The sequence below is a fragment of the Enterobacter cloacae complex sp. P18RS genome, from assembly GCF_014982105.1.
Lineage (GTDB): Bacteria > Pseudomonadota > Gammaproteobacteria > Enterobacterales > Enterobacteriaceae > Enterobacter > Enterobacter hormaechei_C.
Genome location: NZ_JADCKV010000021.1, coordinates 71,634 through 93,112, shown reverse-complemented (window position 1 = coordinate 93,112; position 21,479 = coordinate 71,634). Strand labels below are relative to the sequence as shown.

At 53.6% G+C, this 21,479-nt stretch carries 26 protein-coding genes; 6 read left to right on the top strand and 20 right to left on the bottom strand.

Going from position 1 to position 21,479, the window contains the following annotated elements:
• Position 1: 1 nt before the first annotated feature.
• From flgE to flgB, 4 genes are read right to left on the bottom strand one after another with little or no spacing between them, the layout of a single operon-like run.
• Entirely contained in the window at positions 2-1,216 is a 1,215-nt protein-coding gene (gene flgE, locus INF61_RS16885; RefSeq protein ID WP_193547935.1) for a flagellar hook protein FlgE, read from the bottom strand.
• 28 nt (positions 1,217-1,244) lie between these two features.
• Positions 1,245-1,943 (bottom strand): flagellar hook assembly protein FlgD, encoded by a 699-nt coding sequence (locus tag INF61_RS16880; RefSeq protein ID WP_015571598.1) that lies wholly within the window; start codon positions 1,941-1,943, stop codon positions 1,245-1,247.
• 8 nt (positions 1,944-1,951) lie between these two features.
• On the bottom strand, positions 1,952-2,356 hold the full coding sequence (gene flgC, locus INF61_RS16875) for a flagellar basal body rod protein FlgC (RefSeq protein WP_015571599.1): 405 nt from the start codon (positions 2,354-2,356) through the stop codon (positions 1,952-1,954).
• Between the two features lie 4 nt (positions 2,357-2,360).
• Positions 2,361-2,771 carry a flagellar basal body rod protein FlgB gene (gene flgB / locus INF61_RS16870; RefSeq protein ID WP_015571600.1) on the bottom strand — a complete coding sequence of 137 codons (411 nt, stop codon included), beginning with the start codon at positions 2,769-2,771 and terminating at the stop codon, positions 2,361-2,363.
• 259 nt (positions 2,772-3,030) lie between these two features.
• On the opposite strand from flgB, the gene flgA reads away from it, so the two are divergent.
• The 3 genes from flgA to INF61_RS16855 all read left to right on the top strand — a co-directional run bounded on the left by flgA (position 3,031) and on the right by INF61_RS16855 (position 4,560).
• A complete protein-coding gene (gene flgA / locus INF61_RS16865; RefSeq protein ID WP_015571601.1) occupies positions 3,031-3,729 on the top strand; it encodes a flagellar basal body P-ring formation chaperone FlgA in 699 nt (232 codons plus the stop codon).
• Between the two features lie 73 nt (positions 3,730-3,802).
• Entirely contained in the window at positions 3,803-4,093 is a 291-nt protein-coding gene (gene flgM / locus INF61_RS16860) for a flagellar biosynthesis anti-sigma factor FlgM (RefSeq protein WP_017692828.1), read from the top strand.
• Between the two features lie 23 nt (positions 4,094-4,116).
• Positions 4,117-4,560, top strand: a complete 444-nt coding sequence (locus INF61_RS16855; protein ID WP_015571603.1) for a flagella synthesis protein FlgN — start codon at positions 4,117-4,119, stop codon at positions 4,558-4,560.
• A 116-nt stretch (positions 4,561-4,676) separates the two neighbouring features.
• Here INF61_RS16855 and fliT read toward each other — a convergent pair whose 3' ends face one another.
• Genes fliT through fliD form a run of 3 tightly spaced genes read right to left on the bottom strand, consistent with a single transcriptional unit; the run spans position 4,677 to position 6,932 of the window.
• Positions 4,677-4,985, bottom strand: coding sequence for a flagellar protein FliT (fliT, locus tag INF61_RS16850; RefSeq protein ID WP_015571604.1), 309 nt, complete (start codon positions 4,983-4,985; stop codon positions 4,677-4,679).
• Positions 4,978-5,385, bottom strand: a complete 408-nt coding sequence (gene fliS / locus INF61_RS16845; protein ID WP_017692827.1) for a flagellar export chaperone FliS — start codon at positions 5,383-5,385, stop codon at positions 4,978-4,980. The genes fliT and fliS overlap by 8 nt, the downstream gene beginning before the upstream one ends.
• 44 nt (positions 5,386-5,429) lie before the next feature.
• Positions 5,430-6,932: a flagellar filament capping protein FliD gene (gene fliD, locus INF61_RS16840; protein WP_017692826.1), complete on the bottom strand. Its 1,503-nt coding sequence runs from the start codon at positions 6,930-6,932 to the stop codon at positions 5,430-5,432.
• A 310-nt stretch (positions 6,933-7,242) separates the two neighbouring features.
• Between fliD and INF61_RS16835 the strand changes: the two genes are divergently transcribed.
• The 3 genes from INF61_RS16835 (at position 7,243) to INF61_RS16825 (ending at position 10,905) form a co-directional block, all read left to right on the top strand.
• Positions 7,243-8,736 carry a flagellin gene (locus INF61_RS16835; RefSeq protein WP_032654678.1) on the top strand — a complete coding sequence of 498 codons (1,494 nt, stop codon included), beginning with the start codon at positions 7,243-7,245 and terminating at the stop codon, positions 8,734-8,736.
• A gap of 863 nt (positions 8,737-9,599) precedes the next feature.
• Positions 9,600-10,418, top strand: coding sequence for a transcriptional regulator (locus tag INF61_RS16830; RefSeq protein ID WP_039269992.1), 819 nt, complete (start codon positions 9,600-9,602; stop codon positions 10,416-10,418).
• Positions 10,384-10,905, top strand: a complete 522-nt coding sequence (locus tag INF61_RS16825) for a hypothetical protein (RefSeq protein WP_128771948.1) — start codon at positions 10,384-10,386, stop codon at positions 10,903-10,905. The genes INF61_RS16830 and INF61_RS16825 overlap by 35 nt, the downstream gene beginning before the upstream one ends.
• Before the next feature lie 4 nt (positions 10,906-10,909).
• Here the strand turns inward: INF61_RS16825 and fliR are convergent, their stop codons facing one another.
• From fliR to fliF, 13 genes are all read right to left on the bottom strand, one after another.
• Positions 10,910-11,689, bottom strand: coding sequence for a flagellar biosynthetic protein FliR (gene fliR / locus INF61_RS16820; protein ID WP_017692823.1), 780 nt, complete (start codon positions 11,687-11,689; stop codon positions 10,910-10,912).
• Positions 11,689-11,958: a flagellar biosynthesis protein FliQ gene (gene fliQ / locus INF61_RS16815; RefSeq protein WP_017692822.1), complete on the bottom strand. Its 270-nt coding sequence runs from the start codon at positions 11,956-11,958 to the stop codon at positions 11,689-11,691. The genes fliR and fliQ overlap by 1 nt, the downstream gene beginning before the upstream one ends.
• 9 nt (positions 11,959-11,967) lie before the next feature.
• The gene (gene fliP / locus INF61_RS16810) at positions 11,968-12,711 is read right to left on the bottom strand and encodes a flagellar type III secretion system pore protein FliP (protein ID WP_077580234.1); all 744 of its coding nucleotides are present in this window, start codon (positions 12,709-12,711) and stop codon (positions 11,968-11,970) included.
• Complete coding sequence (gene fliO, locus INF61_RS16805) at positions 12,708-13,103, bottom strand: flagellar biosynthetic protein FliO (RefSeq protein WP_015571611.1); 396 nt, start codon at positions 13,101-13,103, stop codon at positions 12,708-12,710. Before fliO ends, fliP begins: the two co-directional genes overlap by 4 nt.
• Positions 13,103-13,486 carry a flagellar motor switch protein FliN gene (gene fliN / locus INF61_RS16800; RefSeq protein WP_015571612.1) on the bottom strand — a complete coding sequence of 128 codons (384 nt, stop codon included), beginning with the start codon at positions 13,484-13,486 and terminating at the stop codon, positions 13,103-13,105. Before fliN ends, fliO begins: the two co-directional genes overlap by 1 nt.
• 7 nt (positions 13,487-13,493) lie before the next feature.
• Positions 13,494-14,486, bottom strand: coding sequence for a flagellar motor switch protein FliM (gene fliM / locus INF61_RS16795; RefSeq protein WP_015571613.1), 993 nt, complete (start codon positions 14,484-14,486; stop codon positions 13,494-13,496).
• Positions 14,487-14,491: 5 nt separating this feature from the next.
• On the bottom strand, positions 14,492-14,998 hold the full coding sequence (fliL, locus tag INF61_RS16790) for a flagellar basal body-associated protein FliL (RefSeq protein ID WP_032669358.1): 507 nt from the start codon (positions 14,996-14,998) through the stop codon (positions 14,492-14,494).
• Between the two features lie 127 nt (positions 14,999-15,125).
• Entirely contained in the window at positions 15,126-16,187 is a 1,062-nt protein-coding gene (locus INF61_RS16785; RefSeq protein ID WP_086524002.1) for a flagellar hook-length control protein FliK, read from the bottom strand.
• Complete coding sequence (gene fliJ / locus INF61_RS16780; RefSeq protein ID WP_015571617.1) at positions 16,184-16,615, bottom strand: flagellar export protein FliJ; 432 nt, start codon at positions 16,613-16,615, stop codon at positions 16,184-16,186. Before fliJ ends, INF61_RS16785 begins: the two co-directional genes overlap by 4 nt.
• Before the next feature lie 21 nt (positions 16,616-16,636).
• A complete protein-coding gene (fliI, locus tag INF61_RS16775; protein ID WP_033487535.1) occupies positions 16,637-18,010 on the bottom strand; it encodes a flagellar protein export ATPase FliI in 1,374 nt (457 codons plus the stop codon).
• Positions 18,007-18,711: a flagellar assembly protein FliH gene (locus tag INF61_RS16770; RefSeq protein WP_017692817.1), complete on the bottom strand. Its 705-nt coding sequence runs from the start codon at positions 18,709-18,711 to the stop codon at positions 18,007-18,009. The genes fliI and INF61_RS16770 overlap by 4 nt, the downstream gene beginning before the upstream one ends.
• Positions 18,698-19,684, bottom strand: coding sequence for a flagellar motor switch protein FliG (gene fliG, locus INF61_RS16765; RefSeq protein ID WP_015571619.1), 987 nt, complete (start codon positions 19,682-19,684; stop codon positions 18,698-18,700). The genes INF61_RS16770 and fliG overlap by 14 nt, the downstream gene beginning before the upstream one ends.
• Positions 19,681-21,351 (bottom strand): flagellar basal-body MS-ring/collar protein FliF, encoded by a 1,671-nt coding sequence (gene fliF, locus INF61_RS16760; protein WP_193547934.1) that lies wholly within the window; start codon positions 21,349-21,351, stop codon positions 19,681-19,683. The genes fliG and fliF overlap by 4 nt, the downstream gene beginning before the upstream one ends.
• Positions 21,352-21,479 lie beyond the last annotated feature (128 nt).

Genomic DNA, 21,479 nt, shown 5'->3' with positions numbered 1-21,479 from the left:
CTTATCGCAGGTTAACCAGCGTCTGGAGTAGCTCAGACTGGGTTTTGATGGTTTGCGAATTCGACTGGTAGTTACGCTGGTAGACAATCATATTGACCATCTCCTGACCCAGATCGACGTTAGACTGCTCAAGCATATTCCCGTTAATCGTACCGAAGCTGCCGGAGCCGGAAGTACCAAGGAAAGGCTGGCCGGACTGCGGCGTTTCGCTCCAGACGTTATTACCTTCAGCCGCCAGCCCACCGCTGTTGGCGAAATCAGCCAGTACGATTTGTGCCACGGTCTGACGCTGACCGTTACTGTAGGTCGCGACCACTTCTCCGCTGTCGCCAATAACAAAGCTCTGATATTTACCCGGGGCCTGACCGTCGATGGTGTCAACTTTCACGAGGCTATCGGTGGCCCGGCGGGTCAAGCTGGAAAGATCCATGTCGATACTCAGCGGCGCGGAGCCATTAAACGCGGCCCCGTTAATGGTCATTTTGGTACTGGCCATCGCCGCCGTGTCCATATTGCCGTTGCTATCGAACTTTAAATCCAGGGAGGTCACATCAGGCGTGCCGGGCGCGGTTTCATCGCGCGCGTAAGCTTTCCACTCGCCTGCCGCGGTCTGCACGAAGTAGACCTTTACGGTGTGTTTATTGCCCAGCGTGTCGGTCGCCTCAATCTGGCTCTGGTAGTTGTAGGTTTTCGGATCGCTATAATCGAACGAGTCGGTGATGATGGTGGTGTCATCTGACTTCAGGTTACCCGTAAGGGATCCGGCGGTGGACGCCGCGGGGGGCATGTCTTCCGTCGGTATACGAATGGGTCCTACCGGTGCGCCAGGGGCGATTGTCGGCGGCGTACCGGTCGCCTGGTAGCCGGTCAGGTACAAGCCATTGGTGCTGTTGATGATATTGCCGTTCTGATCCTGCTTAAACTGGCCGTTACGTCCGTAATAGACGGTGCCACCTTCGCTTACCATGCGGAAAAATCCTTTTCCCTGTAAGCCCATATCCAGCGAGCTATTGCCCGCCGTGAGGCCACCGTCGCCGAAGTTCTGGGTCACGCCCGCAACCTGAACCCCGAGACCCGTCGTTCCGGCGAAGATGTCGGCGAAGGCCACGGAGCCTGCTTTAAAACCTGCTGTCTGGGAGTTGGCGATATTGTTTCCAACCACGTCCAGCGCTTTGGCGGCTGCATTGAGGCCGCTAAGACCTTGTGAAAAGCTCATATTGAAGTTCCAGAGAGTAAATTATTCGCTATTTTTGGATAACAACCACGTCGCCCATGGTGATGGGGTCATGATTGAGCAGGTGCAGTACCGCGCCGTTGGCCGTCATCGTGACGCCAGACACCTGCTCCTGAATCAGGCCGGATATTTCCGGGTTATCGCCTTCCGGATTTTTCGCCTCAAAGGAGAGCGTGTATTCCCTGTCCTGAGGCGGCCCCGGCTCCGGCTGGAAGTTTTCCAGATCGTCGAGGGTGTAAGTCTTCACACCGGATTTCACGTCCTTCAGCTGCGCCGTATAGGCATTGCCTTCATCATCCGTCAGCGTGACGGTGACCGTTTCTGCATCGCCCGATAACAGGAAACTAAAGCTGTCTGATGGCTTCTCCTCCCCGTCCAGTGGCTGCGTGGCGTCACCAAAGGCGACTTTCGGATCGCCCTCGATCAGTACCCCACGGCCAACCCAGGAGGCGGCGCTCATACTGCCCAACTGCGCCATAAGCGCCTGAACGTTGCCGACAGATGCGTTGAGTTTTTCCACTCCCGCGGCGGTATTGAACTGTGCCAGCTGGGAGGTCAGCTGGTTGTTATCCATCGGGTTAGTCGGGTCCTGGTTTTGCATCTGTGCAACCAGCAGCTTCATAAACTGCTCGGAGAGGTCGGCTGCACTGCTGCCCGTGCCGTAGGTGCTGGTATTGCCGCTGGTGTCGTTTACCGTTGAAACTGTCATATCCTGCCTTACTGACCGAGGGTTAAGGTTTTCTGCATCAGGGCCCTGGCGGAGTTCATCACCTCCACATTTGCCTGATAACTGCGTGAGGCGGAAATGGTATTGACCATCTCATTGACCACGTTGACGTTAGGCATACGTACATATCCCTGTTCGTCCGCCAGCGGATTACCGGGCTCATAGACCAGGCGATCGGGCGCTGTACTTTCCACTACGTCGCTGACTCTGACGCCGCCGATGCCCTGGCCGGCAGAGGTGTCCGCTTCAAACATGACCTGACGGGCGCGGTAAGGCTGTCCGTCCGGTCCGGCAACGCTGTCTGCGTTCGCCATATTGCTGGCACTCACGTTGAGACGTTTTGACTGCGCGGCCATCGCCGAGCCTGAAATATCAAATACGCTAAATAACGACATTTATTTACCCCTGACTGACTACCGTCATCATTTTCTTAATATCTGCACCGAGGAATGTCAGGCTCGATTGATATTTCATGGCGTTATCCGCGAAATTAACTCGCTCGCGGTCCATATCCACGGTGTTACCATCAGCACTTGGTTGATCCGGTACGCGATATAGCAACTGAGCATCATCAAAAGGCATTTTTTTACCCTGCATATGCTTGCTGGACGTTAAAGCCATTGTGACAGGCCCTGATGCAGGTTTATTCCCTAACGCATTTTTAAGTTGCTGAGAAAAATCAATATCTCGCGCCTGATAGCCTGGCGTATCGGCATTCGCAATATTCGATGCCAGGACTTCCTGCCGACGCGAGAGCAGACCTAACGCTTGCTGTTGGAAGCGAAACGCATCGTCAAGTTTATTCATCATGCACTCTGGCCTCTGCCTTGCTTTATATAAACCGCGATAGTGTAGACAGCGCTGATGAAATATCACACTGCAAAGACCTGACAGAAATAGGCGCTATTAGCGAAATTAAGATAGATATTTAAAACATGCGGAACTGATTCATGAAAACGGCAGCAGAAGTGTCGTTATTTAACGCAATAAAAGCGTTTCTATCACGTATATAATTTAGTCAGAATAAGCATACCCGTTTACTTTACTGGTTTTACAATAAGGCAACAAGATGAAGCTTCCATTATTACGCGTAACGCTGGTAACGCTCCTTTTCGCGAGCCCGCTGTATGCCAGCGTGCCATCCGCGACAACGGCGAAACTTCGATTAGTGCAGAAACTGGAGGCGCTGGTTAAGCTCACGGAAAATCCAGGCAATATCGTTCGTACCGTTACGCTGCTGGCCTCGCCCGGACAGCTATCAGCGGTGTGCGAAAATCCTGACCTGAGCCTGGCCGGGCATGATGACCGCCTCACCGGCAAACGCACCGCAGTGGCGCGCTGCGGCATGCGTAAGTTCTATCTGCCGTTTAGCATTAGCGCCCAGGGAACCTTCTGGGTCGCCAGTCATAGTCTGAAGGGCGGGGAAATTGTGCAGCAGGGCGATATTACTCCCATGACCGGCAGCATAGACGATTTGCCCGTTGGTCTAATGTTTGAGGCGAGGGACATTGTCGGCCAACGCCTTTTGCGCCCCCTTTCCGCGGGCAAACCGGTGCTGCAAAACCAGCTGCGCCAGCAGTGGCGTCTTCGCGCCGGGCAGACGGTAGAACTGGTCATGTCGGGACCGGGTTTCTTTATCCGCAGCCAGGGCAAAGCGCTAAACAACGCTGCGGTTGACGATACGCTGCGCGTGAAAACCACGGGTGGACGTAACGTTACGGGAAAAGTGGGTCGTGACGGAGCCGTGACAATTTTTTTAGAACAATAATTTTAGTTTTTTCGTGTATTTCCGAAGACTAGTGTATAGGCAAGAGCAGTAACGATTACTGGCGAGGATAAACATGAGCATCGAAAGCACCCAACCCACCGCACCGATTGGCAATCTGGCTGGCGGACAGGAACTGCGTACACGCGGCACTACTCAGGAAAATAGTGTCGCGACGGGCGAAGCGCGCGGAAACAAAACCGAAGTGACCCTGAGCGCGCTGACAAAAAAAATTCAGACCGATGACAGCCGTGACGTGGATTATGCACGGGTGGATAAAATCCGTGCCGCAATGGCCTCCGGGGAACTCACTATCGAGCCAGAGAAAATTGCTCAGGCGCTGGTGCGACATATTTTTGAGTATTAATAACGGCAGGATTTTTTAACATTATGGATAAGCTGTACCCGATACTGACGCAAATGAAAACGTCCCTGGACGAGCTGGAAGCCATCATGATTGAAGAGGTCAATCAGCTCAGCCGCGTACAAATAAATCCCGTTTCGCTACAGGTATTATCGGATAATAAAAGCCAATTGCTTTCGTCGATTCAGTACTATGATGAAATGCGTCTCCAGCAGGAACAGCTTTCCGCCCTTCAGGCGCCCTATCACCATCACAGCAGGCTGTTCACCAGCTGGAAGCTGATCAGAGAACGGGTGCAAAGCACCAAAACGCTGAACGCGCAGGTCGAAACGCTTCTGCAAAACCATATGAAGAAGAATCAATATATGCAGAAGGTGGTAGACCGCGTGGGTCACGCCAACACGCTCTACGGCCCCGCCGGGGAATCCAGCCAGGCACCTGCGGGTCGTAAATACAATATCAGCATCTGATTCGCCTCTTGCTTACCCGTAACCGAGCTCGCCCATGGCGGGCTTTTTTTACGCGCTAACGTCATCTTGCAGAGGGATTGAGGCGGGACATGCTCCCGCCTTCAGGGGCGGGAGCGTCAGACAGTGTGGTATGCCTGGGCAGACGCGTTTGATTTAAGTAGAGCAGAAATGTTATTGCTGAGATGACCTAGCCGGACAGACATCCGCTGGCGCAGACGTTCGTCCTGGGCAAGAAGCTGCGCAAGCTGTGCGCGGGCGTCTTCAGCAAGCGGCGAGAGATTGAACTCACAGAGCGCCTGCATACCCCGGGCGTAGGCTGCAACCTCTTCGTTAAAGTACTCCCACGCCTCCTCGTCTGCTAACTGCTGTAGACGTTCGTTACTCTGCAACATCAGGGCGATTTGCCGCGTGAGTTTATCAGCCATGCTTCACCTGACGCGCCTGTGGGTCGATGGCTTTCCACGTCTCGGCCATATCCACCATCAGTGAGATAAGATGCGGGAGCATTTCCCCGGACTTATTAAGGTTCGCTTCCAGCAGAGAGCGCGAAATATACTCGTACAGTCGCTCCAGATCGGCGGCAATCTGTCCCCCAACCTCATGGTTAAGCCCGGCGCGCAGGCCATTATCAATAATGTTGATTGCACGGGAGATCATCTCACCCCGGCGAGCGATGTTTCCAGACTGGAAGTAGATCTCGGCGCGACGCATGGCATTGATTGCTCCGTCGTAGAGCAAAACGATGAGCTGGTGCGGGGTGGCGCCAGCAATCTGGCTGTCCAGAGAGACGGAGGAATAGGCGCTGTTGCCCGTTTTGGTGTACATCTTCGGTTCCTGCCGGGCAGTTGGCCTGCCCGGATGCGTTAAGTTTAACCCATGATCCCAAGCAGCGCGGACTGAAGCTGCTGGCTCGTACTGTTCATTTGCGTCAGGGCCTGGTCGAGACGCTGGAATTCCTTACGGCTGCGGTCAAGGCTGTCCTGAATGCGTTCCTGCATGCGGGCTATCTGTTTTTCAACGCGGGTATTTTGTTCCTTTACCCCCTTGAGAGCGGTGGAGATCGCCCCTTCAACCTTCGGGATCGAATCGTTATCGCCCAGATAGGTGGTGAACACCTCCTCCATGCGATCCTTGATCCCGCCCGTTGAGCCGGTGCCTAAAAACAGAGCTTCCACTTCCTTTGGATTTTTCTTCAGCGCTTCGTCGAGCTTTTTATTGTCGATGGTGAGTATGCCCAGGGTCCCGGTACGCTCCTCGCCGGGTTTGGTTTCGTTGAACTTCACCTCAATACCGAGCGCACCCAGAGATTTGTACAGATCGTCGGCATCGCCATAGCTCCCGGCGACAGCGGACTTCATCTGGCTGGTCAAACGGCGCAGGGTACCGTCACCGAAAAGCGCGCCGTTTGACGCATTGGCCTGCGGCAGTTCATCGCCGGTCGTCTTTTCCGGTTCGTTGTATGCACTGGCGCTGGATGCCGCGCTAAGATAGGCGTTATAGACATTCACAAACTCTTCAATCAGGCTTTTAACCTTAGAGGTATCGGCGGTGATCGACAGTGTTTCTGATTTCAGTTTTGATGCGTCGTCAGGATCTTTTTCTGAGACCTCGCGCAGATCGAGGGTGATCCCGTCAATGGCGTCAGAAATGGTATTGGAGCTGCGTTCAATCTTCGTACCATCAACGTAGACAATGGCATTCTGCGCCGGCGTAATCTCCCGGGCATTATCTGCCCCCGGCGTGACTGCCGGGTCGTAATCCAGCACTTTTGCCAGCTTACTGTCGCCGCTTACGCTGATGCTAATTTCGCCATCTTCGCCGGTCTTTTTCGACGTCACGACCAGCTGATATTTGCCATCTTCGGCAGGCATTACCGTCGCGGTAACATCGCCATTTTTAGCATTAATTTTTTTAGCAATCTGTACCAGAGAGGTTTCATCATCTTTCAGCTCCACCTCCATCGGCTTGCCTTTGCCTGCGGTGATGGTCACCGTACGCGGACCGGCGCCGTCACCCAGCTGGGTGTCGTTCGCATTTTGCGGTGCCGTCCCCACTTTATTGGCTTTTGCTAGCTGCTCAACCTGGACCGAGTAACTATTCGGGATCGCTCCCTTACCTGCCGTTGCGTTAAATGCCTTGTTGGTGCCAATGCTGACCCCGTTGAACCCTTCATCCTCCAGTTTTTTCAGCGCCGTTTTCACCGCATCCAGACTGCTGGAGATTTTACCCCAGGAGGAAGTTTGTCCTTCATAATTGCTCTGCTTCTGCAAATAGGGGTTTAATTTTTTATTCTCAGCTACCTGGAGCTGCGAAATCATACTTTCAATATCTAACCCGGAGCCGCCGAGGCCTGACATAGAGAACGAAGCCATGATTTGTATTCCTGTTACAGTGAAGATAGATATAGCGATATCATCGGGGTTTCGGCCATAAAGTTTAATTTTTTACAGTTCAGGCGACAACGAAACCACCACATTAATACACTCTTACACGCTTATCAGGCTATTGACTGTGGTAATCGGGAGAATTGCCATCACTTGTGAATGCTTTTCCTGGAATATAAAAAATTATGAAAAAATAATTTAGTCATTTCTTTTTCATCCGATTAATTCAGTATGCGCAACAGACATCGCATATTTAACTGGCGAATGCCGTCGTTACTTTATTTAAAAGGATATTGATATGGCCCAGGTCATTAATACTAACGCATTGAGCTTGATGGCTCAGAACAACCTGAACAAATCTCAGACTTCTCTGGGTACTGCAATTCAGCGTCTCTCTTCCGGTCTGCGTATCAACAGTGCGAAAGACGATGCAGCAGGTATGGCGATCTCTAACCGCTTCACCTCTTCTATCCGCGGCCTGACCCAGGCAGCACGTAACGCCAACGATGGTATCTCCCTGGCGCAGACCACCGAGGGCGCGCTGGAAGAAGTAACCGAGAACTTACAGCGTATCCGTGAACTGACCGTTCAGGCAAAAAACGGTACTAACTCCTCTGACGACCGTGACTCCATTAAAAAAGAGATCTCTGCACGTCTGGACGAAATCAAACGTATTTCTGAAACCACCAACTTCAACGGCGTTAACGTTCTCGATGGCTCCAAAGATAAACTGACCATCCAGATTGGCGACAAAGATGGCCAGACCATCGACATCGATCTGAAGAAACTGGACATCGACTCTCTGGGTCTGGACGGCTTCACTGCTGCATTCGATAAAATTGCCGGCTCTGCGGGCGCCACCAGCCAGTACACCAAGAAAGCTGACCTTAAGGCTGATGGTGATGACATGGGTATCGATACCGGTGCTACTGGTATGTGGAAATACAACGAAGCTGATGATGGCGCTGCGCTGGCAACCGCAATTGGCGCAGGTGCTGCTGCGGATGTTGAAGTTTACAGCACTGGCGGTGAAGTGTTCGCCTACGACACCGTGAACGAAAAGATGTTTAAACTTGATACAGCCGCAATGACCTTCAAGGATGATGGTTCCGGTACTACTGCTCAAATCGACGCCGTCACTGCCGCTAACGTAACGGAAGTCAACGCGCTGGATGCCGATATCCTGTTGAACGGTCCATCTACGCTGAGCGATGCCACTAAGCTGAAAGAAGGCGCGACCTTCAAAGCTCAGGATGGTTCTGAAGTGACGCTGGATCAGGCTAAACTGGACGAGATCTCCAACGCGGCCTTTGGCGCTGACGCTGCTGACAGCAACATGCAGCTGTTCTCCGTGAAAGACGGTGCAAACACCAAATACTTCGCGCAGAGCACCGACGCAAGCGGTAACACCGTGGTGAAAGAGCTGACCTTCGCAGATAACGCAACTGCCCCTACCGTTGCGGATGCAGGCGCAGCGAACTCCGCGTTCATCAACACCGCCGCTAACGCTGCCGCAGCCGACGACCTGCTGGGTAACCTGGATGCAGCCCTGACTGAAGTGACTAACTTCCAGGCTGACCTGGGTGCGATTCAGAACCGTTTCAGCTCTATCATCGCGAACCTGAACACCACTGTTATCAACACCACCGAAGCCCGCTCCCGTATCCAGGATGCTGACTTCTCCGTGGAAGTGTCCGCAATGAGCCGTTCTAACATCCTGCAACAGGCCGGCGTATCCGTTCTGAGCCAGGCTAACCAGGTACCTCAGAACGTTCTGAGCCTGCTGCGCTAATCCCGAAAAGCCTCAACATTTTACGCGTATTTATTGCGCGTTAGCCCTCCCTGTCGGAGGGCTTTTTTCGTTTTGAACCTCGCTAATCGTCCTCAATCCTTCTCCCCTGCCCTGACCGTCTGTCAGGCAAGTCACAACCAACCAAAAACATTACAAATAATATGGTTAAAAAGGTCTCGCAAAACAATATAAAAACGCGTTTACCCTATTTGGAGACGATCGGTAATCGACCATAAATAGCATGCGTAAAGTGCCATTGAATACGAAATGAAAGAACGAACGCATCTCGTTTATTTATTATGAACGCAACCTTCCGCTAAACAGCTCTTCTCAACATTGTTTAAATGATATGACCAGTGAGATAAAATTAACCAACTCATTTATAGCGACTGCCGATATTTAATGTTAAAATCGTTTTCGCTGCACAGCGTGCAAAAGGAGAAATTCCCTCCTGTTACTTATACATTTTTAAGCGTTTAGCTTATCTAACTTGAGCAGTCAGCAAATGCCCGTCAGTCATTGCCCTTCACGTACTAAGCCTCAGAAAAATAGGAATATAAGCGTCACCCCACTGCTATCGTGCCGCCAGGTTCAGCGAGAGGAATCACCGCATGCGCATCAAAATGGGAGGGCATTTACTTTATTTATCACACAAATACGCCAACCGAGGCCTGGCCATTTTTAACATCGGCATTAATAACATTAATATCGTTGAAATTTACCTTTAGCGATCCGCGAATAGTTGCGATATAAGCCTTAGGTAGCCCGAAATTGTTGCGCATTGTTAACGAAAAGACTTTACCCAATTAACATAAATACCCATTCAATTCACCTTATCTTTCATTACGAAGTATCAAGATATTATGGTCAATTACATTGCGATTGGATCGTTAGTGACGCTGGATTTACACACGAGGTTACTAACACGAACGCGCGACGGCGAGTGCGTGACGCTGCCTGCCAGCGCCTGCCTCTGCCTTGCCGCCCTGGTGGAAGCGCAGGGACAAATTTTGTCTCAGGAACAGTTAATGGATATCGGCTGGCGTAGCGCTGGCGTTGAGGTCACGGATAATAGCGTGCGCGTTATGGTGAACAAGCTTCGACGAGCGCTGGCCTCGCTAGAGATGCAGGATGCTATTGCGCTGGTTGCCGTAACGCGAAGCGGCTATCGCCTGATTATTCGTGAAGAGAGCCCGCCGGAACCCTCGGCTGAAAGCGTTGAGATCCTCCCCCCACCACAGTCGCCTGAAATGCCGGTGGAGGTTACGCCTTCTCCCCCCTCCGCTACGCCAGCACCTCGTCGAAAAAGGCTTTTGCGAAGCGCTGCGTTCGCGGTCTGCGGCATGCTGATCGGTATTCTTATTGCCTTGTCCGTCAAAAATGCGTTTGTCCCCAGCCCGCAGAGTATCGAGTTTATCCTCTGGCAGGGAGAAGGGATCCCCCCCGGCCATATCGTGATGGTGCAAAAAAACCGAATAAGCCAAACAGAACTTATCCAGGCAACGCTGCACACCTATAGCGAATATGTGCTGGAAAGACGCGTCCATTACAGACCGGGTAAAATTTTATACATCACTACCGGTACGGGAAAGATAGATAAATATCAGGCAGTTATTGCCTGTCAAAAACCCATTCAGGAGCAAAAGAATGACTGTGAATCGTTCTATTTTCATCTTTATTAAACGCCCGCAGATCCTCTTTGCTGGCGGCCTGATGACAGGTTTAGCGTTAACAATCGGGTACACGATCGCCACGTCGCCGCTGAAACAGACGTGCTTTGCCCCAGCCTCGTTTTACACTATCAAGGACGAAAACAACGTGACGCTGGCGCGAGGAATTTATCGCTCATACCGCGATGGACTTCATGAGGGACACACGACCTATATCGGTAACATCCGCCATTTTCAGGACGGAAAACGCGTAGGGCAAGCTTCGCCCGTACAGCGCAGCGTGAATTATACCATGTCCTTCTCCAGCAACCTGCTGCATCTGACGATGCTTAGCCACGCCCGTCGGCTCGGCGATCAAAGCAACGAAAAAGAGGTGACGGATTATATTTTTCCGCAGCTTAAGAGCGGCGAAACCTCCACCAGTTCCCTCTATTTGCTGGAAAACAGCATCCTGGCATCGGGAACGGAGACGGTAGTACGGATAGCCTGCACGAATTAAGCCCTCAAACCAGCGCCTGTAGTAACCCGCTCAGGATCTCGAAGCCGTGGCTCATAAGACGTTCAAAAAATGGAGCCAGCGTTTCGTCGATGAGCAACAGTGCCAGCATGCCAAAGGTCAGCGTGAGCGGGAACCCTACTACAAAGATCGAGAGTTGCGGGGTAAGTCGGTTTAGCAGCGCAAGCACCATGTTTATGCTCAGCAGCAGGGCTATCACCGGGAGGCCCAGGATCAGTCCCTGACTGAAGATGAGTCCGGCATGATTAACGAGGTAAAACATCCCCCCAGCATGCAGCGGTTCTGAGTTAATGGGGAGAGCCTCGAATGTCTCTGCAAGCAGCGAAAGCAACCACAGATGGCCGTTAAACACCAGAAAGAGCAGCATCGCCAGCATGTTTAGCAGGCGAGCGATCACCGGGCTGTTACCGCTGCCCGGGTCGAAGAAGGTGGCAAACGAGAGTCCCATCTGCATCCCAATGATCTCGCCCGCCAGGCGAACGGCGGCAAACAGCAGTTGCATCGTCAGCCCCATCGCGGCGCCGATGAGCACCTGCTTAGCCATCGTCCAGACGCCCGCCCAGGAGTAAAGTCCTATATCCGCGTCAGAAACCAGCCCGCCCAGCAGCAGCGCGAGGGTTAAGGCCAATGCCGCACGCAGGCGGGCGCTTATCGCTTTTTCGCTAAATACTGGCGCAACATGCAGAAGCGCCGAGATACGCACCATGACCAAAAAGTAATGGCTTATCAGGGCGTAAAGCTGCTCAAGGGGAAGATTAAAAATCATTAGCCGATGGCGTAAGGAATGCTGGCGAACAACATGCGCGTGTATTCAATAAAGATTTTCATCATCCACGGACCGAGCAGTACGCCGACACCCACGATCATCAGGATTTTAGGGATAAAGGTCATGGTCATTTCGTTCACCTGCGTCGCGGCCTGAAGAATACTGATAATCAGACCGGTTGCCAGCGCGACCAGCAACAGCGGCCCCGCAATCATTAGCCCAACCTTGATAGCTTCCATGCCCAATACCATGACGCTTTCGGGGGTCATATCAGGCTCCTATGAGTAAAAGCTTTGTGCAAGCGAACCGACCAGCAGCTGCCAGCCATCCACGAGTACGAACAGCATCAGCTTAAAAGGCAGCGCAATTGTCGCTGGCGGAACCATCATCATCCCCAGCGCCATCAGAATGCTGGCCACCACCAAATCAATAATCAAAAACGGAATAAAGATGGTAAAACCAATCTGGAAGGCGGTTTTCAGCTCGCTGGTGACGAAGGAAGGCACCAGAATACTCAACGGCACGTCCTCCGGGCCGGTAAGGGTCGGCGTTTTAGCAATGCGGGCAAACATCGCCAGATCGGCTTCACGCGTCTGCTCAAGCATAAAGGCCCGCAGCGGTTTTACGCCTTCCTTCAGGGCCGTTTCCATGGTGATTTTATTGGCCTGCAACGGCTGCCATGCCTGTTCATGGATCTGGTTGAGCACTGGCGACATCACAAAAAAGGTCAAAAACAGGGCCAGTCCCACTAATACCTGATTTGGCGGTGCGGTCGGCGTACCAAGCGCGTTGCGCATCAATCCCAGCACAATAACGATACGCGTAAAGCCAGTCATCATCAGCAGTACCGCAGGGATGAACGTGAATCCACTGAGCAACAATAGCGTCTGGATGGGTAGCGTCCAGCCAGCGCTCCCCGGCGAACTGGCCAGCGTAATGTCGCCGTTAGCGGCGAGCGCAGAGGCGACGGGCAGCAGCAGACCAACGCCCGTCGCAGCACGGGCAATCAACAGACGGTTCATTTTTGCTCACCACCCGAACGGTATTTATGAAGAAAGTTATCCAGCATGGCGGGGAAAGCCGCTGAAGGAGTCGCCTGCTCAGGCACCTCTGGCCTAACCTGTACGGTAAGACAGCTAATGTGGGTTGGGGTAACACCCAGCACCAGACGCTGTTCGCCCACGTCAACCACCACCAGCCGTTCGCGCGAGCCGAGAGGTTTACTTGCCACCAGCGATACCGCAGCCTGGCTTTCGCGGGTGCAACGCGCCAACCCGCTGCGGCGAGCGATCCACGCCAGCAGTACCATCAGCATAATAATGAGCATGAGCGTACCGATAACCGATAGCGCGATTGCCCCGCCAGAGAGCACGTTCGTGCTCCCTGCGGCAAAAGGAGGTTGTACTGCGTTCATTAGCGGCTCAGGCGATGCATTCGCTCGGATGGGGTAATGATATCGGTAATACGAATCCCGAATTTATCGGACACGACCACCACTTCGCCCTGGGCAATAAGGTAACCATTGATCAGAATATCAAGCGGCTCACCCGCCAGACCGTCAAGCGAAACCACCGAGCCCTGGCTTAAGCGCAGCAGCTCCTTGATAGTCATTTTTGTGCGGCCCAGCTCAACGGTCATTTTGACAGGGATATCCAGAATCAGGTTCATCTCTTCAGAAAACTGAGGAACCGCCGTTTGCTCTGTACTTCCCGCAGCGTTCTGCTCGTTCAGCGCCTCACCCCAAAGATTGTCCATAGACTTATCTTCAGATCCCGACGAGTTATTCATGTCGCTCATGGGGAAATCACTCCTTATTGAAAGATTTTAATGCTGGCTGATTCATCCGATCGACCTTCAGAGCATATTGATTATTTACAGAGCCATATTTCGCGGTAAATACCGGCACGCTGCCGACGTTCGCTTCTATAAACTCCTGCTTATCCAGTGGGATAATGTCGCCTTTTTTCATCTTCATGACGTTTGACAACCGCGTGTTGATGTCGGCAAATTGCGCCACCAGCTCCAGCTCGGTTTCACGCATCTGGCTTGCCAGCATGCTGCGCCACTCAGAATCCTCATGGCGCGAATTATCCATTGGCGGATTGCTTAACAGTTCACGCAGAGGCTCTATCGTGCTGAAGGGAATACAAATATTGAACTCCCCGCGATGCGAGCCGATTTCCACGGAGAAAGGCGTGGTGACAACAACATCGTTTGGTGAAGAGGTAATATTGGTAAATTTCACCTGTATCTCTGAACGGATGTATTCCGTCTTAATTTTATAAATAGAGCCCCAGGCAAACTCATACGCCTCGCGTGCCATTGTCAGCATACGGTGGATCACCCGCTGCTCGGTCGGGGTAAATTCCCGCCCGTCTGCCTTCGTCGGGAAACGCCCGTCTCCGCCGAACAGGTTATCCACGGCCATAAATACCAGACCGGAGGAGAATGCCATCAGCGCGGTCCCACGCAGGGGATTAAGGTGCAGCAGGTTCAGGTTAGTTGGCACCGGTAAATTGCGGGCAAACTCATGATACGGCTGGATCTTGATATTTCCCGCCGTAATATCTGAACTGCGGCGCAGCAGGTTAAATAGCCCCATCCTGAACTGACGGGCAAAGCGTTCGTTAATAATTTCCAGAGAATGAAGCCGCTCGCGAATCACGCGTCGCTGAGTATTTGGATCGTAAGGTTTTATCCCCGCATCTCCCATGCTTCCATGGAGGTCATCGGGACTCTCCGTATCAGCATTGAGCAGGCGATCGATCTCATCCTGTGATAAAAAACTATCAGCCATTGTGTTTACCGCAGAATAAATTCATTAATCAAAACGTCAGTGACGTTAATCTTTTTGTTGAACGCCAGCGGTTTTTTAAGCTCATTATTGATGTTGCTAATCAGCTGGCGTTTACCTTCATCCGTTGAGAGCGTTTCATACGTTTGCTGAGAAAGCAGCATAAACAATCGGCTGCGATATTCCGGCAGGAATTTCTCAAGCACCTGTACGGACGACGTATCGCCAAGTCGTACGGACAGACCAATGTAGAGCACGCGATCCGACTCGTGCTGCGTCGGGGTCAGGCTAACGGTAAAGGTATTCATCGACACGTATAACGGTTCAACTTGCTGTACCGCCGGGGCTTCGTGCTCACTTCTCGAATTGTTGTCCGTCTGCACGTGTGCATATTTCATCGACCAGAACAGATAGCCTGAAAAACCGCAGGCTGCGAGGGCAATCAGAAACATTAGTATTAACAGAAGCGAGCGCGACCCTCCGCGAGCCGCAGCATTTTTATTTTTGTTACCCATTACGTAAACCCAATAAAATAAGAGAGGCAGCAACCTGCCCCTCGATAAATACGGCGGACATTGTAGTCCATTTAATCAGCAGAATAATCAGGAGATAAAATTTCATTCCTGTCGGCAATTCAGCAATTCAGGCAAAAGTGTTAATGCCGTATATATTTCCTTGCGTCGATGTTAATAATTCCGCCACAGTGTCTTCATCCACGAACACATTATCTGCGCCTTGAGCGGTATGCTGCTCTCCGGAAGGATGACGTCCCTGCTCGCCACCGCCAGTATGTGGTCGATCGGGGCTCACGCTCGCCTGGCCCAACTGAAGCCCGGTTTCCGCTAAAGCCGCCCGCAGGTGCGGTAGAGCAGTCTCCATCATCTGCCGCACCTGGGCATGTTCGCTGACGATATGGATCTGCGCCTGGTCCTGCTGCACGCGCAAAGAGATATGCAATGAGCCCAGCTCCTGAGGATGCAGGCGGATCTCCGCATTGTGCAAATTGTCGCGGCTGAACAGGGCAATATGTTGGCTCACCGACTGTTTCCATTCGGGCGACTCCAGCGGATAACGGACGTTGACCACCTGCTGTGAGACAGGCTGACTGACCAGTCGCGCCGTTGATGGCTCCATCACGACGCTCTGAACCGTGGGATCGCACGTAGCGTGCTGCGATGCGTCTCCCTGATGAGCCGTTAAGCCTGGCATCACGGCGCTGGCGTCCGGGGCTTTCCCCCCTAACGCCTGTGCCTGCATCTGGAGAGGGGTATCTTCGCGTCGGGCGGGCTTCAGCTTAATATCGTCAACAGGGATCGTTAAAGGCGCCTTTTCGCCAGCTACCTCTTCACGTGGCAGAGTCGCATCAGCAAGGGTCGAAGCCTCTGTAGCGCCCCTCGCCTGGCGGGTGACTATCTGCTGAAGCTGCCACTGCGGGCTTTCATCACCGGGAGAGGTGCTGATTCTGACCTCCGCCAGCGTGTCGTCACTCTCCCCCGGCTCAGCTACCGGCGGCAAAACCGGCTGCGGAAGAGGGTATCCTTCATGACTCAACAGCTGCGCCGGAACGTCCAGCCCAGGTAACAACAGTCCCATCTGCGCCAACCTGTCGTCGAGCGTGAGAGCAAAATCCTCGCCGATGAGTTTTCCTTTGCCTGCTCTCGTCGGCGCTCCGCCGGACAGCAGAGCCGTAATATCAATATTCATAGCCTTTCTCTTTTCTGTCCGGCACGCTGGGCGAATTCGTCCATCATTTTTTGCTCCTGGCGGCTCTGTGCCATAGCCAGTGCCGCTTCGCGGCGATCGATGAGCGTCTCAAACGCATTAAGGCGCTGCTTTTTCTGTAGCCACTTCTCTTTGACCCGATCCACGGCTTGTTCGCAGGTGGAAACATGTGATTCGTGCTGCTTCACCACCTGGTTAAGTGACAAAATGAAAGACTGTTGATTAACCAGATCCGCCATCGACATACCGCTGCCCAGCAGGCCCTGACGCAAAGATTGCTGGTACTCGCGCTCATAGTGCTGAAGCTGTTCATGCTGGGCCACAGCTGCCATAAGCGTCTGCTGGACGCTGCCGAGGGCGCGAGTGGTCTCCGTAAGCTTTTCCTGAGCCATATCACGCAGCATGACCATTGGATTATTCACTTTCACGTTTTATCCCGCCTGTTCAACGATGTCTGGGAAAAGTTGGCTCAGTGCGGCAATAGCCTCGTCGTAACCGCTCCGCTCGTGTATTGCCTGATGCAGGAAGGCTTCCAGCGCAGGATACTGGTCTATCGCTCTATCGAGCAGCGGATCGCTGCCCTTCACGTAAGCGCCTACGCTGACCAGATCCCGGTTACGCTGGTAGGTCGACAACAGCTGCTTAAAACGCTGAACCTTGCGGTACTGGACATGCGGAATTAGCTCCGTCATCGCGCGGCTAATAGAGGCTTCAATATCAATAGCAGGATAATGGCCCGCCTCAGCCAGGCGACGAGAAAGCACGATATGGCCATCGAGGATCGCGCGCGCCGAATCGGCGATCGGATCCTGCTGATCGTCCCCTTCGGTCAGCACCGTATAAAAGGCGGTTATCGATCCGCCGCCGCGCATACCGTTACCCGCACGCTCTACCAGTGCGGGCAGACGCGCGAAGACGGACGGTGGATAACCTTTCGTTGCCGGCGGTTCACCGATAGCCAGCGCCACTTCACGCTGCGCCATGGCATAGCGCGTAAGAGAGTCCATTATCAGCAGGACATTCATCCCACGATCGCGGTAATCCTCAGCAATTCGGGTGGCGTAAACCGCACCCTGCATACGCAGGATCGGTGAGACGTCAGCAGGTGCGGCGATCACGACCGCGCGTGAGAGCCCCTCTTCGCCAAGAATGTTCTCGATAAAATCTTTTACTTCACGTCCGCGCTCGCCAATCAGCCCGACGACGATGACGTCGGCGGTGGTGAAACGGGCCATCATGCCGAGCAGCACCGACTTACCGACGCCCGAGCCGGCAAAAAGGCCCATACGCTGTCCCCTGCCAACCGTCAGCAGGCCATTTATTGCCCTCACGCCCACATCGAGCACGGACTTGATGGGATCGCGGTGAAGCGGGTTAAACGAGGGGGTAAACAGGCCGGCTACGGGTTTTCCCGCCGGTGGACGACCATCCAGGGGGCGGCCCTGAGCGTCAAGCACGCGCCCCAGCAGGTGTAACCCCACCGGCAGCTGTTTACCCGCTCCCTTATCGGCCTCTGGCGCGTACGCGCGCGCGCCGGGAAGAATACCGTCAACATGTTCAAGCGGCATAAGATAGAGCGTCTGACCGTTAAACCCGACCACCTCACACTCGACCGGTAAAATAGCCTGCCCAGTCTGACGTTCAACAATGCACAACGCGCCTATCGGCAGCTTCAGGCCAACGGCCTCCATCACCAGCCCGGTAGCACGCGTCAGCTTGCCGTACTGACGAAAGCGCGGGAGCTCTCCGAGCTTCTCTTCCACCCGATCCATGACCGAGAGCCAGTTTTTTAACTGCTGGCTCATTGGGACAATTCCTCTCGGGCGAGCTGACAGAGAGACTGCCAGCGCGTTTCCATGGTGGCGTCATACTCCACGTCCGGCGTGACCACACGACATCCCCCTGCGGCCAATTGGGGATCGCTTTGTAAGGACCACCCCATTGAGGAGAGCGTCTCACCGATCGCCTGGGAGACCATGGGCAGATCCTGCGGGTTCACATGCAGTTCTGTCGGGCCGTTGAGCAGGGTATCCTGCTTCATTAACTGGCGGATCTGCGCAAGCAGAGCATGGTTATCCGCCACGCTCAGGGTGCCGTACAGCTGCTGTACCGCCGTCAGCGCCAGCTGAACCAGACGTCCGGGAATAAGGCTATCGAGATTCGAAAGCGCAAGCTTGCACTGCGTCACCCATTCTCCAGCCTGGAGCAGTAAAGCCTGCCGTTCGTCACGAGCCTGTTCCAGCCCCTGCGCCAGACCCGCCTCACGCCCCTCCTTCAGCCCGGCCTCATAGCCTTCGCGACGGCCTTCCTCTTTGCCTTGCGCCAATCCCTGAGCAATACCCTGCTGCTCAGCCTGCTTACGCAGGCGTGCCAGCTCGGCCTTAAACTGCGCGTCAGAATGGCCGGTATCCTGCGTCTGCAACGGTACTTCAACCGTTTCGTTTAACAGATCCTCAGGCTGCCAGCTGCGCCACTGAGCGGCGCTATTGGCATCAAACGTAGGCATCGTCGCTGCCTCCAATGATGATTTCCCCAGTCTCCGCAAGGCGACGAACGATGTTCAGAATAGTCTTCTGCTCGGCTTCCACCTGTGACAAACGAACCGGGCCGCGCGATGCCAGATCTTCGGTCATCAGATCCGACTGACGGCGCGACATGTTACGGAAGAACTTGGCCCGCAGCGCTTCGTCTGCTCCTTTGAGGGCGATGATAAGGGTTTCACTTTCCACCTCCTGCAACAGACGCTGGATGCTGCGATCCTCGACATCCACCAGGTTTTCGAACAAGAACATTTCGTCGATAATTTTCTGTGCCAGCTCACTGTCGAAATCGCGAACCGCCTCAATGGCGGCCTCTTCCTGCTGGGATTTCATCAGGTTTAAAATCTCCGCAGCCGGGCGCACCCCACCCATTTTGCTGCGCTTAAGATTCTGACCGTGGAGCAGGCCGTTGAGTACCTCCGTCAGTTCCTGCAACGCGGCGGGCTGAACCCCGCCGAAGGTGGCGATACGCAGCATAATGTCGTTACGTTCACGATCGTCGAATTTGCTCAGGACGTCCGCCGCCTGGTTACGCTTTAAGTGGACCAGGATCGTGGCGATAATTTGCGGGTGTTCTTCACGAATCAGATCGAATACCGCCAGCGGATCCATAAAGTTGAGCGTTTCGATCCCGTTTCCACCCTGGTGGGTATCCAGCAAATCCTCAAGCAGCGTTGACGCACGCTCTTCACCCAGCGCCTTGACCAGCACGCTGCGCAGATACTCGTTCGTGTTAAGGCTCAGCGCGGCATACTCGCTTGAGTCATTTTTAAAGTCGCGCAGCACGGAGGCCATTTGATCGTGGGTAAACCCCGCCATGTTGACCATAGAACTGCTGATGGTCTTCACCTCATGCGCGTTTAGGTGCTTAAAGACTTCGGCGGCCAGGACGTCGCCCAGCGTCAACATAACGATGGCGCTTTTCTCTGCGGCATTCATGATTTGAGCTCCTGATTCATCCACTGACGAATAACCAGCGCAATAACCCGCGGCTCTTGTTCCGCCAGTTCGCGCAGCTGCTGACTGTTAAGTTCCGTATCCACACGCTGCTGAGCGCGGTCACGCGCATCCTTTTCGGACGCTTTCTTGCGGGCGGCCAGCTCTTCCTGACGCGCCTCTTTTTCCATTTCCATGCGGCGCAGGCTGGTTTCCTGATGGCGGATCCAGGCCGGATGAACAAGCTTACGCCACATAACCCAGGCGATAATCGCAATAACCAGATAACGCGCAATCGCCATCATCAACTGATAAAACTTATCCTGTTTCCAGAATGGCGGGAGTTCCTCTTCCTCAACCCCGTTAAACGGCGAGTTCAAAATATTGACGCTATCGCCGCGTGAGGCCGTATAGCCGACAGCCTCCTTAACCAGAGCATTAATACGGTTCAGTTCAGCCTCACTCAGCGGACCCGGCTTGCCCTCAGCGCCTTGCGGCAGATGGTTTATCACCACCGCGACTGAAAGACGATCGATGCGCCCCATGGCATTTTTAATGTGGGTTAGCGTGCGATCGACCTCAAAATTGGTGGTCTCATCGTTGTGATTGTTGTAGGGCTGTGAACGGTCATTTCCGGTACCAGCGGTACTGGTTTGAGCGGCAGGCTTGTTAAGCGGCTGCGTAAGTGGCGCAGTGGCAGGCGCTGGCGGCTGATTCGTCAGCGCGCCCGGTACGCCGCCATTGCCGCGTCCATTACCCTGCTCGGACTGGCTCGTCTGGCGGCTTCGAATCACCATTTTTTGCGGATCGGCGTTGGGCTGATACTGCTCCTGCGTATGCTCCTGCTGGGTAAAATCAATCTGCGCCGTGACCTGGGCGCGAATATTTTTGCTGCCCACCAGCGGCGCCAGGATTCGCTGGATGCGCTGCTGGTAATCACTTTCGATCTCACTGGTGTACTTCAGCTGTGACATTTGCAGGCCGCGCAAACCACTTTGGGTGAGCAGCTCACCCCGCTGATCGACGATAGTGACATTTTCTGCCGTCAGCCCCGTCACGGCGCTGGAAATCAGATGGGTAATGGCAATGACCTGTCCTTCATCCAGGGTACGCCCCTGAATCAGGTTGACGGTAACGGAAGCCGTTGGCTGTTTTTGCTCACGCACAAACATCGTCTGCTTGGGTGTGGCAAGATGAACGCGCGCCGATCTGATCGGCCCCAGGTTTTCAATAGTACGCGCCAGCTCTCCCTCAAGCGCCCGCTGATAATTAACCTGTTCGCTAAACTGGCTAATACCAAACTTTTCCTTATCCAGCAGTTCAAACCCTACGGAGCCGCCTTTTGGCAACCCCTGTTGGGCCAGCTTCATACGCACTTCATGGACCTGCCCTTCAGGAACCAGAATAGCGCCACCCGGCGCGTCGATGCGGTAAGGGACATTCATCTGCGACAGCTGGGCAACAATGGCCCCACCGTCTTCATCACTGATATTGCTAAACAACACGCGATAGCCTGGCTCTTTTGCCCAGAACATAAGCGCAATTAATACCGATACGGCAGCCGCGGCGCAAATGACCAGCGATAGCTTCGGGCTGGCGCGAAGCCATGACAGAGCCGATTTAATTCGGTCAGCCGGATTATTCGTTAAATCATTTAATGTGGCACTCATGCCGTGATCCTGTAAGAAATAGCACGCACAATAATGCGAGTCAGCGCCTGTGATATCGCAGGGCTGATAACGACGATTTCAAATTAAGAGAAATTTTCAGGCGGGCATTATCGTCTGAAAGGCCGATT

Excerpts from the sequence above, each read along its gene's own strand:
- INF61_RS16785 (WP_086524002.1), bottom strand. The coding sequence starts at position 16,187 with ATGAATATTGATATTACGGCTCTGCTGTCCGGCGGAGCGCCGACGAGA.
- fliF (WP_193547934.1), bottom strand. The coding sequence starts at position 21,351 with ATGAGTGCCACATTAAATGATTTAACGAATAATCCGGCTGACCGAATT.
- fliT (WP_015571604.1), bottom strand. The coding sequence starts at position 4,985 with ATGGCTGATAAACTCACGCGGCAAATCGCCCTGATGTTGCAGAGTAAC.
- INF61_RS16770 (WP_017692817.1), bottom strand. The coding sequence starts at position 18,711 with ATGCCTACGTTTGATGCCAATAGCGCCGCTCAGTGGCGCAGCTGGCAG.
- fliD (WP_017692826.1), bottom strand. The coding sequence starts at position 6,932 with ATGGCTTCGTTCTCTATGTCAGGCCTCGGCGGCTCCGGGTTAGATATT.
- flgB (WP_015571600.1), bottom strand. The coding sequence starts at position 2,771 with ATGATGAATAAACTTGACGATGCGTTTCGCTTCCAACAGCAAGCGTTA.
- INF61_RS16830 (WP_039269992.1), top strand. The coding sequence starts at position 9,600 with ATGGTCAATTACATTGCGATTGGATCGTTAGTGACGCTGGATTTACAC.
- flgC (WP_015571599.1), bottom strand. The coding sequence starts at position 2,356 with ATGTCGTTATTTAGCGTATTTGATATTTCAGGCTCGGCGATGGCCGCG.
- INF61_RS16880 (WP_015571598.1), bottom strand. The coding sequence starts at position 1,943 with ATGACAGTTTCAACGGTAAACGACACCAGCGGCAATACCAGCACCTAC.
- fliI (WP_033487535.1), bottom strand. The coding sequence starts at position 18,010 with ATGAGCCAGCAGTTAAAAAACTGGCTCTCGGTCATGGATCGGGTGGAA.
- flgE (WP_193547935.1), bottom strand. The coding sequence starts at position 1,216 with ATGAGCTTTTCACAAGGTCTTAGCGGCCTCAATGCAGCCGCCAAAGCG.
- fliN (WP_015571612.1), bottom strand. The coding sequence starts at position 13,486 with ATGAGCGACATGAATAACTCGTCGGGATCTGAAGATAAGTCTATGGAC.
- INF61_RS16825 (WP_128771948.1), top strand. The coding sequence starts at position 10,384 with ATGACTGTGAATCGTTCTATTTTCATCTTTATTAAACGCCCGCAGATC.
- INF61_RS16835 (WP_032654678.1), top strand. The coding sequence starts at position 7,243 with ATGGCCCAGGTCATTAATACTAACGCATTGAGCTTGATGGCTCAGAAC.
- fliS (WP_017692827.1), bottom strand. The coding sequence starts at position 5,385 with ATGTACACCAAAACGGGCAACAGCGCCTATTCCTCCGTCTCTCTGGAC.
- fliM (WP_015571613.1), bottom strand. The coding sequence starts at position 14,486 with ATGGCTGATAGTTTTTTATCACAGGATGAGATCGATCGCCTGCTCAAT.
- flgM (WP_017692828.1), top strand. The coding sequence starts at position 3,803 with ATGAGCATCGAAAGCACCCAACCCACCGCACCGATTGGCAATCTGGCT.
- flgA (WP_015571601.1), top strand. The coding sequence starts at position 3,031 with ATGAAGCTTCCATTATTACGCGTAACGCTGGTAACGCTCCTTTTCGCG.
- fliR (WP_017692823.1), bottom strand. The coding sequence starts at position 11,689 with ATGATTTTTAATCTTCCCCTTGAGCAGCTTTACGCCCTGATAAGCCAT.
- fliP (WP_077580234.1), bottom strand. The coding sequence starts at position 12,711 with ATGAACCGTCTGTTGATTGCCCGTGCTGCGACGGGCGTTGGTCTGCTG.
- INF61_RS16855 (WP_015571603.1), top strand. The coding sequence starts at position 4,117 with ATGGATAAGCTGTACCCGATACTGACGCAAATGAAAACGTCCCTGGAC.
- fliO (WP_015571611.1), bottom strand. The coding sequence starts at position 13,103 with ATGAACGCAGTACAACCTCCTTTTGCCGCAGGGAGCACGAACGTGCTC.
- fliG (WP_015571619.1), bottom strand. The coding sequence starts at position 19,684 with ATGAATGCCGCAGAGAAAAGCGCCATCGTTATGTTGACGCTGGGCGAC.
- fliQ (WP_017692822.1), bottom strand. The coding sequence starts at position 11,958 with ATGACCCCCGAAAGCGTCATGGTATTGGGCATGGAAGCTATCAAGGTT.
- fliJ (WP_015571617.1), bottom strand. The coding sequence starts at position 16,615 with ATGGTCATGCTGCGTGATATGGCTCAGGAAAAGCTTACGGAGACCACT.
- fliL (WP_032669358.1), bottom strand. The coding sequence starts at position 14,998 with ATGGGTAACAAAAATAAAAATGCTGCGGCTCGCGGAGGGTCGCGCTCG.